Below are 18,841 nucleotides of genomic sequence, written 5' to 3'. Positions count from 1 at the left end.
TATGAGATACGAAGCACTTCCAGCCCAGCTGTACATCAACAACCGTCAAAAATTAATCAAACAACTAGCACCAAAATCCATGGTGCTTATATTCTCTAACGATATCATGCCCACCAATGCGGATGGCAGCATGGGATTTAAGCAAAACTCTGATTTACTGTATTTATCTGGATTAGATCAAGAAGAGACTATTCTATTATTATATCCAGATGCACCAGAAGAGCATTTAAAAGAAATTGCTTTTGTTAGAGAAACCTCTGAATTGATATCCATTTGGGAAGGACATAAATTCACTAAAGAAGAAGCCGCGTCGATTTCAGGAATTAAGAATATACAATGGAATCAACAATTTGAGGCTATTTTACAAACTTTGGTATATACAGCTGAAAACATCTATTTGATTGACAATGAACACATTAGAAATAGTTCATTCGTAGAAACCCAAAATGCTCGTTATACAAAAAATCTTCAAGCAAAATATCCAACCCATAGCTTTAAGCGATTAGCTCCCATTACGAATACCATTCGTATGAAGAAAGAGCCCGAAGAGCTACAAGCCATGCAAAAGGCCATAGATATCACGGAATCTGCTTTTAGGAGGGTGTTGAATTTCACCAAACCGGGTGTAGGAGAATATGAAATTGAAGCCGAATTTATTCATGAGTTTATACGACATAAGGGAGATGGATTTGCCTATACGCCTATTATTGCATCTGGAGCCAATGCTTGTGTTTTACATTATATTGAAAACAAGGAGATTTGCCATGACGGAGATTTAATTCTTTTAGATGTGGGTGCTGCATACGGAAATTACAATGCCGATATGACCAGAACAATACCTGTAAATGGTCGATTTAGTCCACGTCAAAAGGAGGTTTACTTAGCTGTTCATGATGTATTAAATTTTGCAAGTCAACTGATGCGTCCCACTATTTATTGGGTTGATTATCAAAAAGAAGTAGAAAGGTATATAGAGGGAAAATTGATTGACTTAGGTCTATTTTCCAGAGCTGACGTTGAAAAACAAGATAAAAATGCCCCATTATTCAAAAAGTATTTCATGCACGGAGTAGCCCATCATTTGGGTTTAGATGTGCATGATGTTTGGGATAAGTATAAACCTTTTGAAGCTGGCATGGTTTTAACTTGTGAGCCAGGTATATATATTCGTGAGGAGGGATTGGGAATAAGACTTGAAAACAATCTACTGATTACTGAGAACGGGACAGACAATTTGATGAAACACATTCCGATAGAATGGGATGAAATTGAATCCATCATGCAATCAGGAAAATAATCAGGCAATTTGCCATTTAATTAGCTAATAAATAGCTTTTCATGTGGATAGCCAAGTGGTCTTAGCTATATTTGTAAGATGGAAATATACTTTCCATTTTATTGAAATTTAAAATAATTAGTTTGTCTTCTAGACACATTGAATATACCCTTTGCTTTTGGTAGGTAATCTAACCATGACCTAGGTAAAACATAGATTAAATAAATGAAGAACCTTCGTAATTTTTGCATCATCGCCCATATTGACCACGGAAAAAGCACCTTGGCAGATCGATTGATTGAATTCACGAATACAGTACAAAAGCGAGATATGATGAATCAGCTTTTGGATGATATGGATTTGGAGAGGGAACGAGGAATAACCATTAAGTCTCATGCTATTCAAATGCAATATCCCAAAGATGGCGAGGTTTATACATTTAATTTAATTGATACCCCAGGCCACGTGGACTTCTCCTATGAAGTATCTCGTTCTATTGCTGCTTGTGAAGGCGCTTTATTAATTGTTGATGCTTCGCAAGGAATTGAAGCTCAGACTATTTCTAATTTGTATTTAGCCATCAATCATGATTTAGAAATTATCCCTGTTTTAAATAAGATTGATTTACCAGGCGCCATGCCAGAGGAGGTATCAGATCAAATTATTGATTTAATTGGTTGCAAAAAAGAGGATATAATTCATGCTTCTGGTAAAGAAGGAATAGGTATACAAGACATTTTGGATGCAGTAGTAACACGCATTCCAGCACCAAAAGGTAATCCAGAAGAACCATTACAAGCCCTAATTTTTGATTCAACGTTCAATTCCTACCGTGGTATTGAAGTTATTTTCCGTGTTTACAACGGTGAAATTCGAAAAGGAGATCGAGTTAAATTCATGAATACTGGAAAAGAGTATTATGCCGATGAAATTGGAACATTAGGTCTAGAGCAGGAACCAAAAGCTATTATTAAAACAGGTGATGTAGGTTATTTAATTTCTGGTATTAAAGAAGCTAAAGAAGTCAAGGTTGGAGATACGATTACCCACGTAGCGAATCCATGTAAATCAGCCATTCAAGGTTTTGAAGAAGTAAAACCCATGGTTTTTGCGGGTATTTATCCCGTAGAAACCTCAGAATTTGAGGATTTGCGCGATGCCATGGAGAAATTGCAATTAAATGATGCTTCATTGGTTTGGGAACCTGAAACTTCCATGGCATTAGGCTTTGGTTTTCGTTGCGGCTTCCTAGGCATGTTGCACATGGAAATTGTCCAGGAGCGCTTAGAACGTGAATTTGATATGACCGTAATAACGACGGTGCCATCTGTAAAATTCAAAGTACTAACTACCGCCAATGAAGAATTATGGGTCTCTGCTCCCAGCGATTTACCAGAACCTAATTTAATTAACATCATTGAGGAACCTTACATTAAGGCTCAAATTATTACCAAATCAGAATACACAGGAGTTATTATGAGCTTGTGTATGGATAAACGTGGTATTTTAATTAATCAAATATATTTAACCACGGACCGAGTAGAATTAACTTTTGATATGCCTTTGTCAGAAGTAGTATTCGACTTCTTTGATCGTTTAAAGACTATTTCTAGAGGATATGCCTCTTTAGATTACGAATACAAAGGTTATGAACCTGGAAACATGGTTAAATTAGACATCATGTTAAATGGGGAAAAAGTAGATGCTTTATCGGCCATTGTTCATCGTGATAAGGCTTATGATTGGGGAAAAAGATTATGTGAAAAATTACGTGAATTATTACCAAGACAACAATTTGAAATAGCGATACAAGCCGCTATTGGTCAAAAGATTATAGCTCGTGAAACAGTAAAAGCATTACGCAAAGACGTATTAGCTAAATGCTACGGAGGAGATATTTCACGTAAAAGAAAATTATTGGAAAAACAGAAAAAGGGTAAAAAGAGAATGCGTCAAGTAGGTAATGTAGAAATTCCTCAAGAGGCATTTATGGCAGTTTTAAAATTAGATTAATCAAATATTTTTACATAATAGTTTTCGAAACAGGCTTGTAAAGCTTAATTTTGAATTTTAAAAATAAGATAATGGCTGAAGTAATTAGAATGCCCAAGATGAGCGATACCATGATTGAAGGTGTGATCGCGAATTGGCTAAAGAAAGAGGGTGATGTAATCAAGTCTGGTGACATTATTGCTGAGGTGGAAACCGATAAGGCAACCATGGAATTGGAAAATTATGAGGATGGAACATTATTATATATTGGAGTCAAAGTAGGCGAAGCTGTTCCAGTAGATGGAATCATCGCTATTGTGGGTACTCCAGGAGAAGATTATTCAAGTTTATTAGCTGGCGCACCAGCTGCTCCTGCCGTTGTGGAAGCGAGTCCTGCACCCTTGGCAGAAGCAGCACCTGCTGCGACAGTTGCACCAGCAGTTGATCTTAGTGCTATCCCGGCAAAAGCTGTGAGGATGCCAAAAATGAGTGATACCATGGTGGAAGGTGTCATTGCTAAATGGTTAAAGAAAGTTGGCGATGTAGTTAAATCGGGTGATATTATTGCTGAGGTTGAAACTGACAAAGCTACCATGGAATTAGAAAACTATGAAGATGGTACAATCTTATACATTGGAGCTAAAGAAGGTGAAGGCGTTATAGTGGATGGTATCATCATGATTGTTGGTGAGCCTGGAACTGATTTTCAGCCCTTATTACAACAAGCATCTGCCTCATTAGCTTCGGCTCCAGTGCCAGTTGTAGTATCAGCCCCAGCTCCAGTAAAAGAAGCACCTAAAGCTGTAGAAACAAAAGTGACAGCATCATCTGGTATTCAAGCTGATTCAAAAGGTGGAATTATTAAAGCATCTCCCCTAGCTAAAGCCTTGGCTAAGGAAAAAAATATCAATTTAAATTGGTTGCAAGGAACAGGTGAAGGTGGAAGAATTACTAAATCGGATGTAGAAAACTACAAACCAAGTGCTGGAGGTGCCACAGGTAATTTCATCTCAGGGGAAGAAAGTTTTGAAGATATTCCAAATAGTCAAATGAGAAAGACAATCGCTCGTCGTTTGTCAGAATCTAAATTCAGTGCTCCTGAGTTTTATTTAACCATGGAAATTAACATGGATAAAGCGATGGAAGCACGTGTAAGTATGAATGAAGTTTTACCTGTTAAAATTTCATTTAACGACATGGTTATCAAAGCAGTTGCTTTATCCTTAGTAAAACATCCGAAAGTTAACTCCTATTGGATGGAAGATAGAATCCGTGTAAATAAACATGTTCACATTGGTATGGCAGTAGCAGTAGAAGATGGACTTTTAGTACCGGTTATTCGTTTTGCTAGTGAAAAATCCATTGCTCAAATCTCTGCAGAAGCTAAAGATTTAGGAGGAAAAGCAAAGAACAAACAATTACAACCTAAGGATTGGGAAGGTAATACATTTACTGTCAGCAATTTAGGCATGTTTGGTATCGATCAATTTACGTCTATCATTAACTCACCAGAATCATGTATTTTGGCTGTAGGTGGAATTAAAGAAACAGTAGGTGTAAAGAATGGTCAGTTCTACGCTACCAATATTATGAAGTTAACTTTAACTTGTGATCATCGTGTGGTAGATGGTGCAACGGGTGCTGCGTTTTTATTAACTTTAAAACAGTATCTAGAGGATCCCATTAAGATGTTTATCTAAACAGAAATAATGGCAAGCCTCGAAAATTTCGGGGCTTGTCTATTTTAGGAAAATGACAAATATGAGCAATACAAATATTAGAATCGCAGTACAGAAATCAGGTAGACTGAGTGACGATTCATTGAAGTTATTTAAAGAATGTGGAATTAAATTTGAATCTGGCGGCTCTAAGTTGCGCTCTATTTCAAGTAATTTCCCTATTGAGTTTTTGTTTTTACGCGATGACGATATCCCAGGATATGTGGAAGATGGTGTGGCAGATTTGGGCGTAATTGGCTTAAACGTTTTGGAAGAGAATCGGAAGGATGTAGAAATTGTCAAGGAATTAGGATTTTCTAAGTGTCGTTTATCATTGGCCATTCCTCGAAATGAAGTTTATACTGACTTAAGCTATTTTGAAGGAAAAAATATAGCTACCTCCTACCCAAATTTGACAAATTCATTTCTGAAATCTCAAGGGGTTTCTGCTCATACTCATGAAATTTCTGGTTCCGTGGAAATTGCGCCGAGTATTGGTCTGGCTGAAGGAATCTGTGATATTGTATCAACTGGTGGAACATTATTAAGTAATGGTTTAAAAGAAGTAGCCGAAGTGTTTAAAAGTCAGGCGGTACTAATTGCTAATAAATCGTTAACTACAGAGAAGAAAAGTATTTTAGACAAACTTACATTTCGCATTGATTCAGTACAAAGAGGACAAAATGCCAAATATGTTGTTTTAAATGCCGAAGAAAAGAATTTAGATAAAATTATAGCTTTGTTACCTGGAATGAAATCACCTTCTCGAGTGCCATTAGCAGAAAAAGGTTGGTATTCATTACACTCGGTAATTTCTGAAAATGATTTTTGGGAAATCATTGAGTCTCTACGAGAAGCAGGAGCACAAGGTATCTTAGTTTTACCTATTGAGAAAATGATTCTTTAGTATGATTCCTTTCATCAAATATCCCCCACTTGAAAACTTTGCAGAAATATGTCAAAGACCTAGCCTTGATGCTCAGTCCTTGGATCAAATTATTGCAGACATATATACCCAGGTTGGCACTTCACGAGATCAAGCATTAAGAGATTTAACCTTAAAGTTTGAAAAAAGAGAAATACAAGAAATACTTTATAGTTCCTCTGAAATTAAGGAACTAGCTAATTTGGTACCAGAATCGCTTAAAAAAGCCATTCAGCAAGCTTATGCTAATATTCATACATTTCATGAGTCACAACAGTTCGTATCACAAAAAATAGAAACTAGTCCAGGTGTTTTATGCTGGCAAAAGGCAAGTCCTATTGAAAAAGTAGGTATTTATATACCGGGAGGAACTGCTCCCCTATTTTCAACCATATTAATGCTGGCAATACCAGCCAAAATAGCGGGTTGCCAAGAAATTGTTTTATGTACACCTGCGGTACACCCAGCCATATTTTATACGGCTCAACTATGTGGTGTAACTAAAATGGCTAAAGTAGGTGGAGCTCAGGCAATTGCAGCTATGGCATTAGGAACAGAAAGTATTCCTAAAGTTTTTAAAATATTTGGACCAGGTAATCAATATGTTACAGCTGCAAAGATGTATGCGAATCACAAAGGAATTGCCATCGACATGCCAGCTGGTCCATCGGAAGTAGCCATCTATGCTGATTCTACCGCCAATCCAGCTTATGTTGCGGCAGATTTATTGTCGCAAGCTGAACACGGAGTTGATTCTCAAGTATTTTTAGTTGCCTTAGAGGAATCCTTTATTGAACAAACCCAGGTTGAACTAGAAAAACAAGTCAATGTATTAGAAAGAAGAGATTTAGCTTTAAAAGCTTTATTGAATTCAAAGGCAATTTTGGTAAAAAATAGAGAAGAAGCTATACAATTATTAAATGAATACGCGGCTGAACATTTGATTTTAGCTTGTGATGAACCAGAAGATTTTGCAAATCACATATTCAATGCCGGCTCCATCTTTTTAGGTAATTACACACCAGAAGCTGCAGGCGATTACGCTTCCGGGACAAACCATACTTTACCAACCAATGGATTTGCGAAAGCCTATTCAGGGGTAAATTTGGAAAGTTTTCAGAAAAAAATCACACTTCAGAGTATCAGTCAAGCTGGATTAGAGGGATTAGGTCAAAGTATCATAGCAATGGCAAAAGCTGAATCTTTGCAAGCACATGCTAATGCCGTGGCAATTCGATTAAATACACGTTCATGAATTATCAGTCTATAATTTTACCACATATTTGGAATTTGAAACCTTATTCATCGGCTAGAGATGAATTTAAAGGTAAAGAAGGTATTTTTTTAGATGCCAACGAAAACCCCTTAGGATCTCCTCTTCCCGTTAATTGGAATCGATATCCTGACCCTATGCAATGGGATATAAAGCATGAATTGGCAGACATTAAACATATTCCTGTTGAACAAATATTTATTGGTAATGGATCTGATGAAGCGATTGATTTAATCATGCGAATGACCTGTGCAGGACAGGAAAATTCGATAATTTTATGCCCTCCAACTTACGGAATGTATGAGGTGAGTGCTTCTATCAATCATGTGAAAATTATTTCTGTTCCTTTAACAAAAGAATATCAATTAAATGTAAGTCAAATTTTATCATCTGTTCAGGCAGATACAAGAATAATCTTTATTTGTTCCCCAAATAATCCGACTGGTAATAAGATTAATCGAACTGATATTTATAAAATAATAGATAGCTTTCAACAAGGATTTGTTTTGATTGATGAGGCCTATATTGATTTTTCAGATGAACCTAGTTTCATACATGAATTAGATAAATATCCGAATGTCATAGTGATGCAAACGCTATCAAAGGCCTACGGATTGGCTTCATTGCGTTTGGGGATGGCATTTGCCAATCCACAAATTATTCAAATTTTAAACAAAATAAAGCCCCCATATAATATCAGTGGAGCAACACAAGCCCTAGTTTTAGAAGCATTAAAGAATAGAGAATTTTTATTTAATTCCATCCAACAAATAAATCATGCAAAAAATACGTTAATTTCAAAGTTGGAAGCAATGCCTCAGGTAGTCAAGGTTTACCCATCTCAAGCTAATTTTATATTAGTTAAGATGGAAAGAGCGCAGGATTTATTTGATTATTTGATTTCTCAAAAAGTTATTACAAGAAGTCGAACCAATGTCGCTTTATGTGAGGATTCCATTCGAATTACGGTTGGTTTGCCTGAAGAGAACCAAATTTTAATTCAAAAAATGCAAGAATTTTATTCTTAACAATATGTTAAAAAAGAGCCTTTTCATCTTTTTATTTACTTGTTTATCCACGTTTGCTTTTGGTCAAATTCAAGAGTGGGCGTCTGGATTCAGAATTGGAGAACCAGGAGGCTTTATGGCTCGTAGATACCTAAGTAATGGAATAAATGCTATAGAAGTCAATGTTGGTGCTTATGGCGGTTTATGGGGAACTGACCGTAATTACAAAGATGGCACTTTTAAAAATATTGGATTTACCATGAATGCTTTGTATTTGTGGCATCATCCTACCCTAGTTAATTCAGATATACATACTTATTATGGATTTGGTCCACAATATACGTCTAGGGATTTATATGCAAAGGGAAGTACTACACCAACCAACAATGGAGGGTTTGGAGCAGCAGCCGTTGGTGGAATTGAATTTTATCCAGTAGATGCGCCAAATTTATCTTTTTTTGGAGAAGTCGGTTTTTATAATGAAATAGCTCCCAATCCATTCTTTTTTCATCTTCAAGGGGGTATAGGAGTGCGGGTAAATTTCTAAGTATTATTGTAAATTCCCTAAAAAATCATGACATTTGCAGTCTAGCATGGGGATGTAGCTCAGTTGGCTAGAGCGCTTGCATGGCATGCAAGAGGTCGTCGGTTCGAGCCCGATCTTCTCCACCAAGAGATTTGTCAAATTTTGAAAATTTGACAAATCTTCTAATCGGGTAGTCTATTTTAAATCACCACCTAGTACAAACGTACTCTCTATCAGTCTAATTTTTGCTAATTAAACTGATAATTAAATAAAACAATCTGATAATTTATAGACGATCTTTGAAAGATTCATAACCAAAACTTTTGTATAAGACAAAGTTTTGATTCGTATCAATTTTACCAATACTAGGTAAATTTACGCCATTGAAGGTGGTGGTTTTAACCATGGTATAGTGAATCATGTCTTCCAAAATGATTTCATCCCCTATTTTCAAGGGTTCTTCAAAAGAATAATCACCATAATAATCACCAGCTAGGCAGGTCATTCCACCAAATCGGTAGGTAGGTTTTCCTAATTGTGGCTCAGAATTTGCAAACCGAATTCGAGGTTTATAAGGCATTTCTAATGTATCAGGCATATGGGCGGCAAATGATACATCTATGATAGCCACATCAATACCCGCAGAATGTACAATGTCTAACACGGTAGATTTCAAAAATCCTGTTTGCCAACCTACCGCAGAACCAGGTTCTAAAATGATGGATAAATTAGGGTATTTAGCTTTAAACCTTTTTAATAATTGAATTAAGTGGTCGACTTGATAATCTGCACGGGTAATTAAATGCCCGCCCCCCAGGTTTAACCACTTGATCTTTGGCAATAAATCACCAAATTTTTCATCAATAACAGCTAATGTTCTTTCTAAAACAAAAGAATCATTTTCACATAAGGTGTGTGAATGTAAACCTTCTATTCCCTCAGGTAAAGAATCACCTAAATCAGATCGACGAATACCTAATCTTGAACCTGGTACGCATGGATTATACATGTCCGTTTCAACCTCCGCATATTCAGGATTGATTCGTATACCACATGAAATACCTTTTTGGGTAGCTCTGGAATAAAACTGATGATATTGATTTAAAGAATTAAATGAAAGGTGACTCGTATAAGATGTCAATTCTTCAAATTCTTTTTCTAAGTAAGCGGGTGAATAAACATGGCACTTAACCTTCATTTCTTCATGGGCCAACCTTGCCTCATGCAGGGAGCTTGCTGTGGCCCCTGCTAAATATTGCCTAACTAAAGGGAATTCATGATAAAAAGAAAACCCCTTTAAAGCACAGATAATCTCAATATCAGCTTCTTTCTGTACTTTTTGTAAAAGCTTGAGATTATTCAGCAATAAATTCTCCTCCAATACAAAGCAAGGTGAAGGTATAGAAGCATAAACTTCTCTCGGTCTAGTACTCATGAGGAAGTGTGATATTATGCAACTCATGCCAAGGTAATCCATGAATTTGCAACATTTCCATAAAAGGATCTGGATTAAACTCTTCTACGTTAAATACACCTGGCTTCATCCATTCTCCTTGTATCATCAGGCTTGCTCCAATCATGGCTGGTACGCCGGTCGTATAACTAACACCTTGCGCCTGAACTTCTTTGTAGCATTCTGCATGGTGACAGTTATTGTACACGTAGTATGTGGCATCCTGGCCATCTTTAACACCTTTAATCTGGCATCCAATGGAAGTTTGACCCGAATAGTTTTCACCCAAGGTACCCGGTTCCGGAAGAACAGCTTTTAAAAATTCCAAAGGAACAATATCCATTCCATTGAATTTAATTGGTTGTATGGAAGTCATACCTACGTTTTGCAATACCTCCAAGTGGGTTAAATAAGCCTGACCAAAAGTCATCCAAAAACGAGCACGCTTCAAAGTTGGGAAATTTTTAGTCAAAGATTCTAACTCCTCATGGTATAATAAATACGACTCCTTAGGGCCAATATTAGGATATTCAATAGGCTTATGTATGGACATAGCATCTATTTCAACCCACTGACCATTTTCCCAATATTTCCCTTTTTGCGTGATCTCACGGATATTAATTTCAGGATTAAAATTAGTAGCAAAGGCCTTGCCATGGTCTCCAGCATTACAATCAATAATATCCAAATAGTGCATTTCATCAAAGTAATGCTTGTTGGCATAAGCGGTATAAACACCTGTTACACCAGGGTCAAAACCACAACCCAACAAAGCCATTAATCCAGCTTCCTTAAATCGCTCTTGATATGCCCATTGCCAAGAATACTCAAATTTGGCTTCATCTTTGGGTTCGTAATTAGCCGTATCTAAATAATGAACACCCGTTGCTAAACAGGCATCCATGATGGTTAAATCTTGATATGGTAAAGCCACGTTGATTACCATGAAAGGCTTTTCTTCAGTAAACAATTGAATAAGCTCTGGAACTGAATCTGCATCCACTTTTCGAGTTTTGATGGCAATAGGTAAACCTATCTCCTTGGCTTCTTGAGCGATAGCATCGCATTTTGATAATGTTCTAGAAGCTAAGACCACTTCAGAAAAAAACTGGGGATTCATTGCGCATTTTTTCGCTACCACGTTTCCTACTCCACCTGCACCAATTACAATTACCTTTTTCGACATAGTTTTATTTAAAAAGAATGCAAAAATACATCAAGCATTGCTTTTATCCTTCAAGCTTGCATTAATTTTTAAATGGTCGAATAATTTTTACAAAACTTTTAAGCCAATAAGATGAATATAAATTATCTTCCCTCACTCCTTTGGAGGTACTAGCATGTAGAAAATATACCTCATTAGCCGATTTAATTTGGGAAATAATACCAGAATGATTGATGATATTTTTTTGACTGGTGGCAAAAAATATCCAATCCCCGACTTGAGCTTGCTGAATTGAAACAGGTAAGCCAAACTGAGATTGATCTTTTGACAATCTAGGTATCTGAAAATTTTGATCTGAATACATTCGAAATAACAAACCAGAACAATCCATACCTTTTTTATCCGTCCCTCCCGTACGATACGGAATACCTCGATAAGTTAAACCAGATTGTATGATTTGATCAATTTCTCTTAAACTAAAATTGTTTTCTATGGCTTCTTTCCTAGATATGCCTAAAAATTGAATTGTTTTTTTCCAAAGTGAGCAGGAAGATAAAATCAGGATACTACAAATTACATAAGCAAATCTTTTATACATAATTAACTTCTTTATCCTCCGTGTAGATAATTACTCCCTTGACATTACTATGGCCCATTTTCCTCAAAGCTTCACAATAAGTATTTACTTGTTCAATATGTTTTACATCTTTTTTACCCGTTTTATAATCCACCACCATCAAAGAATCGTTTCTTTTCACCACTCGGTCAGGACGAATTACATTACCATCAGGTAATAAAATATCCTCCTCAGAAAAATATAGTTCATCCGGTTTAAAAAACTGTTTTATCTCATCAATTTTAAGCAAATCAATCACTTCAGGTAAGAGAGTATTTTCATCTATTTCTTCATAAGATTTCAATTTTTCTAATTGCTCATGAATGATTTTACCTTTTTCTCTTTTTTCTTTTGCTAAGGTATATAAATCGGTTTGTGAAGATTTAACTCGCAACAATGGTTTATTAAAGGTTTGAGCTTGTAGAATTACATTCACTTGTTGGTCCTTTTCTAAACCAGAATGTTTTCTTACAAAGGAAGCAGATTGACGAATTAAATAATAAGAACTACTTTCTTGAAAGGCAGGATCGGCATGGCTTGGATAGGTATTTGGATTAATTTGATGAGATTTTAGGTAATCTACCAAGATTTGACCTATTGATTGTTTAAAAGTAGTTTTTGTTCTTGAATGGGCTTCCGAATGAGGCTCTGATAATAAAATATGCAAATGCTGCTTGGCTCTAGTACTAGCTACATACATCATATTTAAAGAATCTAGGAAAATAGCATCTAATTCTTTCTTTTTTTGTTCGGCTAAAAAAGGAAAATGGTCTAGGTCACTGGCATTTGCCCTTGCATAAAAGTAAGGTAAATTGCCTTTTTCCTCTACATAAAATTCATCATCCGTTTCATCTAATTTTAACCATATCTTATCTCGTTCACTGACTTGATGGGACCAAGTCGCAAAAGGAAGTATCACTACAGGATATTCAAGCCCCTTTGACTTGTGAATACTGGTAATGGTGATAGCATCTACATTTTCTGGACAAGAAATACTGAAACTATGTTTATTTAAATCAAAATAGTTGATAAATTCTTCAATGGATGAAGTGTTTTTCAGAGAAAACTCATGAATAATATCCAAGAATTTTAACAGGTATTCAACTCCTTCGCCTTGATTGAACAAATCAAAAATTCCCAAAATTTGATAAACAGTATCAAATAAATCATCTCCTTCCCACACCTTATCCAAAGAAATACCCCAATAATCTTGTACATACTGATGAAGATTTTTTTGGTGGTTGGCATTTTTAATATTTCGATTTTGTAGAAAATCCAAGGCTTCTAAAGATATAGGTTTACCCAAGGCATCTGCTAAGGCATAAGCAGCCTCAAAAAGTAATACTTGTTTCGATGAATCAACTTTAATTTTTAGCAAGGCCATGATAAAGGACACTTGAGAAGAATAATACACCAATAAAGAGTCTGCAGAAATTACTGGATACCCCGCCTCCTTTAGCTGAATAGCTAAAAATTGTGCTTGCTTGTTTTTACGGGTCAATATTGAAATATCGCCTAATTGAAAACCAAGAGACAAATTGTGTTCAATTAAATGAATTACTTGTTGAAACATCCATTCAGATTCACAATCTTGATTTTCTTTTGTGTTCAAAGGTTTATGATACAAATAAAAATCCACCAAACCTGACATTTTTTGAGAGGAAATCTTAGGTTCCTGAACCATATTTTGACCATACACAGGTTCCAACAAAGCACTAAAATTTTGATATTCAGCTTGTTGGGATATCCACGTAAACAAGTCATTATTAAATTCCACTATTTCGGGAGCACTACGGTAATTACTTTCTAATTGATTTAAATTGATTTGATTCATCAAATATTCAAAACGCCCCTGGTCTAATTCAGACTCATTTATTTTATTTCCTAATAAAACAGGATTTTGAGTAGACAATGAAGCTATCAAACCAACTTCACCTCCTCTAAATTTATAAATGGATTGTTTGGCGTCTCCGACTAATAAATTTCTTTTACCCAATGAAACCGTATTTTCCAGCAAGGGCATAAAGTTTTTCCATTGTAAAATAGAGGTATCTTGAAACTCGTCTATCAAAATATGGAAATATCGATCACCTAACTTTTCATATATAAATGGCACTGGATCTTGTGAAATTATTTCGTTGATTCTACGCGCAAATTCTGAAATAGAAACACTGGATTGTTCTTTTTGATAAACTTGATATTCTTCATTTATGGATGAAATCAAGGCTATTTTTTTTAAATCTTTGGCTACTAATTTATAAAGTAGATAGCGCCTAATCTCATCATCATATAATTGAATAAATTCCTGTGCTAAATCGGATAACCTATCTGAAATACCCTCGATTCGAATTTTATTCATTGGGGCTGCTTTAGCTGCATACCATTTGTTTTGTTCAAAAGCTTTTCTGATCGATGAATAATTTTCCATTTTAAAACCTCGGGCCAGCACAACTTTTCTAAATGAATTGATTGGTCCTTTGGTGCCAAGGGCAAATTCTGTTTCAGGAACAGCAATTGAATCAGCTAAATCAATAATTTGCTTGGCCAAAACAACTAATTGATTTTCAACTAATTGAATTTTATTAGTTAATTGATTTTCAATAAGTAAAAAGTCGGACATAGCAAAAGCATCCATACTGGGTTTGATGGAAAAATATTGCTCATCGAAAGATATTCGCAAAAAATCGATCAAACTTTGCCTAATCCGATTCCAATTTCTGCCATCCAATACCTCTTGACGAGCAAATGATAGCACCAAGGCCGTCAACTCAGAATCACCCGCATGATTTACCTTATCAAGTAATTGATCCATTAAATCATTCATTAATGAATTAATATCTAAAATCACTTCAAATTGACTGGGCAAGTTTAGTTCCTCAACGAAGGAACTACTGAGCCTTTGCACAAAGGCATCAATCGTCATTACAGAAAATAGCCCATAATCTTGTAATATTTGTTGTAAGGTAACCGATGCCCTTATCGACAACTCTTCTAAACTCACTATGATTCCCTCATTAGCCAAATCATCTTGAATACGTTGCAATAACTGCAAAGATTCTTGCTGAGCTTTTTCAGCCATATCCAGAAAATTTGGATAGGCTGCTATTCCCGATAAGGCCTTGATTATTCTAGAACGCATTTCCTCTGCCGCCTTAATGGTAAAGGTAACAGCTAGAATTCTACGGAAATAACCACGAGATTCTACTTCGCGCAAAGATAATTTCAGGTATTCCAATGTTAGCGTATAGGTTTTACCGGACCCGGCAGAAGCAGAAAAAAGTTGTAATGGGGAGGCTAACATGAAAAAACTGTTTAGAATGCAAGATAAAATAAAAATAGGATTAATTCGGTGTGCCTTTTATTGCTATCTTTGTTTCCCGTAACCAAACAAACAAATTCCCAATGTCAGGTAAAGGGACCACAAAGAAATCAAAGTACATTTTCGTTACGGGTGGAGTAACTTCTTCATTAGGTAAAGGCATCATAGCGTCTTCTTTAGCCAAGCTTTTGCAGGCCAGAGGATTAAGCTGTACCATTCAAAAATTCGATCCATATATTAATATTGATCCAGGAACATTAAATCCTTATGAACATGGGGAATGTTATGTTACGAATGATGGCGCTGAAACCGACCTAGATTTAGGCCATTACGAGCGATTCTTAAATACGCCCACTAGTCAGGCAAACAATATTACCACCGGTAGAATTTATCACAATGTAATTACCAAAGAAAGAAGGGGTGATTATTTAGGTAAAACGGTTCAAGTAGTGCCTCATATTACTGACGAAATCAAACGAAACATTTTACTCTTAGGTGAGACTGGTAAATTTGATATAGTTATTACTGAAATCGGAGGTTGTGTCGGAGATATTGAATCCTTACCTTTCATTGAAGCTGCTCGACAGTTAAAATGGGATTTAGGAGAGAAAAATACCTTATTTATACATCTGACGCTTATCCCCTATTTAAGTTCTGCAGGTGAATTAAAAACTAAACCTACTCAACACTCGGTTAAGACTTTATCTGAATCAGGAATACAACCCGACATTTTAGTTTGTAGAACAGAGCATCCTTTACCTCAAGAGATGAAGCGTAAAATTGGCCTATTCTGTAACGTAACCGAACAGGATGTTATAGAAGCCATGGATGCTGAGACCATTTATGATGTTCCATTATTAATGAAAGAGGAACGTTTGGATAGTCGAGTATTATACAAATTAGATATTTACAACGATAAAGATTCTAATTTAGTCAATTGGAAAAACTTTTTAACCAAATTAAAAAATCCAAAATTCGAAATATCCATTGGATTAATTGGAAAGTATGTTGAACTAAAAGATTCATATAAGTCCATTGCAGAGGCATTTATACATGCTGGTGTAGCCAACGAAATTAAAGTAAATGTTAAGTGGATTTCGTCTGAAACGATGGATGATGAAAACATTCAAGAAACCTTAGCTGGATTGGATGGAATCTTAGTAGCTCCAGGATTTGGAGAAAGGGGTATTCAAGGTAAAATCAATGCGGTGAAATTTGCTCGTGAAAACAAAATTCCATTTTTAGGGATATGTTTAGGAATGCAATGTGCGGTGATTGAATTTGCGCGTAATGTCATCGGATTAGAAGATGCGCATTCTTTTGAAATGAATCCTGAGACTCCTTATCCAGTAATTGATATCATGGAGGATCAGAAAAAAGTTTCTGAAAAAGGTGGTACAATGCGTTTAGGAGCTTATCCTTGTAAAATTGAAAAAGGTACATTAGCTCATAAAATTTATGGTAAAACAGCCATTCAAGAGCGCCATAGGCATCGTTATGAATTTAACAATACTTTTTTAGATCAGTTTCATCAAGCAGGTATGCTTACCTCAGGTTTAAACCCTGATAGTAATTTGGTTGAAATCGTGGAATTACCGAATCATCCATTTTTTGTGGGTGTTCAATTTCACCCAGAATATAAGTCGACAGTAGAAGCTCCATCGCCTCTGTTTGTTCATTTTGTTAAAGCAGCATACCAACATGCTGTTCCTTTTATAAAAAATTCAAAATAGTATTTAGATATATCTTATGGATAGGAATTCAGTTACCGGTATTGTATTGATTTTAGCCATGTTATTAGGCTATCAATACTTCTTTGCACCCAAAGAACCGATTAAGAGTGAAACAAGTACCAAAACCGTAGCAAGTAACAAAAAGATAGATTCTTTAAAAGCTCCTCTTTCTCCTGCGGTAAGTCCAACATTGGATTCCTCAGCTTTAGTTGTTAAGGAGGAAATTTTTGTCCTAGAAAACAAGGATATTCAAGTTCAGCTAAGCAATTACGGAGGTAAAATTGTTTCAGTTACCCTAAAGAATTATGAATCATACAAAAACTATAATCAAGGCATTAAAGCAGGATTAAAGTTGTTTGATTCAAAAAAGGATCAATTCGATGTAGAGCTTCCAATCTCTGGCAAAAAAATAAAGTTGAATGATCTAGCTTATCAGGCAAAATCAAGTGCACAAAGTATAGAATTTACAAGCACTTTGCCTTCTGGAAAGATCATTAAACAAACCTATAGCCTCCCAAAAGAAGGATTTGAGTTAAACTATGCCATTGATGCTAAATCTTTAGGTACCGATTTAGGAGCTGAGTACCAAATTCATTGGAAAGAGAATATTCATCAAACGGAGAAAGATATTGCCGAGGAAAGAAAAGCAACCATCAACTATCTTTTACATGAAGATGAAGAATTTGATTATTTGTCTGAGAACCCATCGGCCAATGAAGCAGAAAATATCACCGCCAAGCTGGATTGGGTTACCTTTAAAAAGAAATATTTCATAGCTGGTTTAATCCCCCAAGGTTTTCAATTTCAAAAGGCCTCTTTAAGTAGTACCCCTAACTTAAATGACTCTTTGAACATAAAAACCTTAGATGCGAATATCATAGGTTCATCACAAGATTTACTCGCAGGTAAATCTAGTTTTAAATTTTACTTTGGACCAAATGATTATTCCATCATTAAACACGTAGCACCATCTTTTGGGAAAAATGTCAAATTGAGTTATGACTTTTTACTTCCTATCACCCGCTATGTGTTTGTCCCTCTATTCGACTTTTTAGAAAGTATTGTTTCTAATTATGGTTTGCTAATCGTTTTATTGGTATTGATTATCAAAACTGCCTTATTGCCCTTAACATACAAGTCTTATGTATCTATGGCCAAAACTAGAATTTTGGCACCAGAAATAGCGGCAATCAAAGAAAAAATTGGGGATGATGCTGCTAGAGTTCAGCAAGAAACCATGAAGTTATATGGTGAAGTAGGTGTGAATCCCCTAAGTGGTTGTATCCCTGTATTAGCTACCATGCCTGTTCTAATGGCCGTGTTTATGTTATTTCCGAATTTAATTAACCTAAGACAGGAATCTTTTTGGTGGGCAAATGACTTATCTACTTTTGATTCTGTATTAGACCTGCCATTTAGTATACCATTTTATGGTTCTCATGTTAGTTTGTTTTGTTTGTTAATGACCTTGTCTCAATTAGCCTATGGTTATTATAACAACCAAATCACACCAGATCAACCAGGTCAACCGATCAATATGAAAATGATGGCTTATGTTACTCCTGTCATTTTTATGTTTGTAATGAACTCATTTCCTGCAGGATTAAGTTTCTATTACTTTGTTTCCAATTTAGTAACGATTGGCCAACAATTAGCCATTCGTAAATTTGTTGATGAGGATAAAATCAAGCGTCTCTTAGATGAAAACCGTAAGAAAATAGCTGCAGGTGGTGGTGCAAAAAAATCACGTTTTTCACAGTACCTTCAGACGCAAATGAAGGCGATTGAGGAACAACAAAAAGAACAAAAGAACACCAATACTAAGAAGAAGAAATAAT

General features: G+C 35.7%; 13 protein-coding genes and 1 tRNA gene. 10 read left to right on the top strand and 4 right to left on the bottom strand.

What is annotated here, in order from left to right:
• Window position 1 precedes the first annotated feature (1 nt).
• The 8 genes from SKC36_RS01720 (at window position 2) to SKC36_RS01685 (ending at window position 8,863) form a co-directional block, all read left to right on the top strand.
• On the top strand, window positions 2-1,297 hold the full coding sequence (locus SKC36_RS01720; protein WP_459464215.1) for an aminopeptidase P N-terminal domain-containing protein: 1,296 nt from the start codon (window positions 2-4) through the stop codon (window positions 1,295-1,297).
• Window positions 1,298-1,501: 204 nt separating this feature from the next.
• On the top strand, window positions 1,502-3,289 hold the full coding sequence (lepA, locus tag SKC36_RS01715; RefSeq protein WP_459464213.1) for a translation elongation factor 4: 1,788 nt from the start codon (window positions 1,502-1,504) through the stop codon (window positions 3,287-3,289).
• 71 nt (window positions 3,290-3,360) lie between these two features.
• Window positions 3,361-4,968, top strand: coding sequence for a 2-oxo acid dehydrogenase subunit E2 (locus tag SKC36_RS01710; RefSeq protein WP_459464210.1), 1,608 nt, complete (start codon window positions 3,361-3,363; stop codon window positions 4,966-4,968).
• A gap of 61 nt (window positions 4,969-5,029) precedes the next feature.
• Window positions 5,030-5,893, top strand: coding sequence for an ATP phosphoribosyltransferase (hisG, locus tag SKC36_RS01705; protein WP_459452810.1), 864 nt, complete (start codon window positions 5,030-5,032; stop codon window positions 5,891-5,893).
• Window position 5,894: 1 nt separating this feature from the next.
• Window positions 5,895-7,166 (top strand): histidinol dehydrogenase, encoded by a 1,272-nt coding sequence (hisD, locus tag SKC36_RS01700; RefSeq protein ID WP_459464208.1) that lies wholly within the window; start codon window positions 5,895-5,897, stop codon window positions 7,164-7,166.
• Window positions 7,163-8,212 (top strand): histidinol-phosphate transaminase, encoded by a 1,050-nt coding sequence (hisC, locus tag SKC36_RS01695; protein WP_459464206.1) that lies wholly within the window; start codon window positions 7,163-7,165, stop codon window positions 8,210-8,212. The genes hisD and hisC overlap by 4 nt, the downstream gene beginning before the upstream one ends.
• A gap of 4 nt (window positions 8,213-8,216) precedes the next feature.
• Window positions 8,217-8,738, top strand: a complete 522-nt coding sequence (locus tag SKC36_RS01690) for a hypothetical protein (RefSeq protein ID WP_459452807.1) — start codon at window positions 8,217-8,219, stop codon at window positions 8,736-8,738.
• Window positions 8,739-8,786: 48 nt separating this feature from the next.
• A tRNA-Ala gene (locus SKC36_RS01685) sits at window positions 8,787-8,863 on the top strand.
• Between the two features lie 140 nt (window positions 8,864-9,003).
• Here the strand turns inward: SKC36_RS01685 and nspC are convergent.
• The 4 genes from nspC to SKC36_RS01665 form a co-directional block, all read right to left on the bottom strand.
• Complete coding sequence (gene nspC, locus SKC36_RS01680) at window positions 9,004-10,152, bottom strand: carboxynorspermidine decarboxylase (protein ID WP_459464204.1); 1,149 nt, start codon at window positions 10,150-10,152, stop codon at window positions 9,004-9,006.
• On the bottom strand, window positions 10,142-11,356 hold the full coding sequence (locus SKC36_RS01675; protein ID WP_459464202.1) for a saccharopine dehydrogenase family protein: 1,215 nt from the start codon (window positions 11,354-11,356) through the stop codon (window positions 10,142-10,144). The genes nspC and SKC36_RS01675 overlap by 11 nt, the downstream gene beginning before the upstream one ends.
• Window positions 11,357-11,417: 61 nt before the next feature.
• A complete protein-coding gene (locus SKC36_RS01670) occupies window positions 11,418-11,933 on the bottom strand; it encodes a C40 family peptidase (protein WP_459452804.1) in 516 nt (171 codons plus the stop codon).
• The gene (locus SKC36_RS01665; RefSeq protein ID WP_459464200.1) at window positions 11,926-15,252 is read right to left on the bottom strand and encodes a UvrD-helicase domain-containing protein; all 3,327 of its coding nucleotides are present in this window, start codon (window positions 15,250-15,252) and stop codon (window positions 11,926-11,928) included. Before SKC36_RS01665 ends, SKC36_RS01670 begins: the two co-directional genes overlap by 8 nt.
• A gap of 101 nt (window positions 15,253-15,353) precedes the next feature.
• Between SKC36_RS01665 and SKC36_RS01660 the strand changes: the two genes are divergently transcribed.
• Window positions 15,354-17,003, top strand: a complete 1,650-nt coding sequence (locus SKC36_RS01660) for a CTP synthase (protein WP_459452802.1) — start codon at window positions 15,354-15,356, stop codon at window positions 17,001-17,003.
• A 16-nt stretch (window positions 17,004-17,019) separates the two neighbouring features.
• A complete protein-coding gene (gene yidC, locus SKC36_RS01655; RefSeq protein WP_459464198.1) occupies window positions 17,020-18,840 on the top strand; it encodes a membrane protein insertase YidC in 1,821 nt (606 codons plus the stop codon).
• Window position 18,841: the final 1 nt, after the last annotated feature.

This window comes from Aquirufa sp. OSTEICH-129A (assembly GCF_054558355.1).
Note: the sequence above shows the minus strand (reverse complement) of the source record. Positions and strands in the feature narration are given on the sequence as shown.

Coding starts and splice junctions, on each gene's coding strand:
- SKC36_RS01720 (WP_459464215.1), top strand. CDS start 2: ATGAGATACGAAGCACTTCCAGCCCAGCTGTACATCAACAACCGTCAA.
- lepA (WP_459464213.1), top strand. CDS start 1,502: ATGAAGAACCTTCGTAATTTTTGCATCATCGCCCATATTGACCACGGA.
- SKC36_RS01710 (WP_459464210.1), top strand. CDS start 3,361: ATGGCTGAAGTAATTAGAATGCCCAAGATGAGCGATACCATGATTGAA.
- hisG (WP_459452810.1), top strand. CDS start 5,030: ATGAGCAATACAAATATTAGAATCGCAGTACAGAAATCAGGTAGACTG.
- hisD (WP_459464208.1), top strand. CDS start 5,895: ATGATTCCTTTCATCAAATATCCCCCACTTGAAAACTTTGCAGAAATA.
- hisC (WP_459464206.1), top strand. CDS start 7,163: ATGAATTATCAGTCTATAATTTTACCACATATTTGGAATTTGAAACCT.
- SKC36_RS01690 (WP_459452807.1), top strand. CDS start 8,217: ATGTTAAAAAAGAGCCTTTTCATCTTTTTATTTACTTGTTTATCCACG.
- nspC (WP_459464204.1), bottom strand. CDS start 10,152: ATGAGTACTAGACCGAGAGAAGTTTATGCTTCTATACCTTCACCTTGC.
- SKC36_RS01675 (WP_459464202.1), bottom strand. CDS start 11,356: ATGTCGAAAAAGGTAATTGTAATTGGTGCAGGTGGAGTAGGAAACGTG.
- SKC36_RS01670 (WP_459452804.1), bottom strand. CDS start 11,933: ATGTATAAAAGATTTGCTTATGTAATTTGTAGTATCCTGATTTTATCT.
- SKC36_RS01665 (WP_459464200.1), bottom strand. CDS start 15,252: ATGTTAGCCTCCCCATTACAACTTTTTTCTGCTTCTGCCGGGTCCGGT.
- SKC36_RS01660 (WP_459452802.1), top strand. CDS start 15,354: ATGTCAGGTAAAGGGACCACAAAGAAATCAAAGTACATTTTCGTTACG.
- yidC (WP_459464198.1), top strand. CDS start 17,020: ATGGATAGGAATTCAGTTACCGGTATTGTATTGATTTTAGCCATGTTA.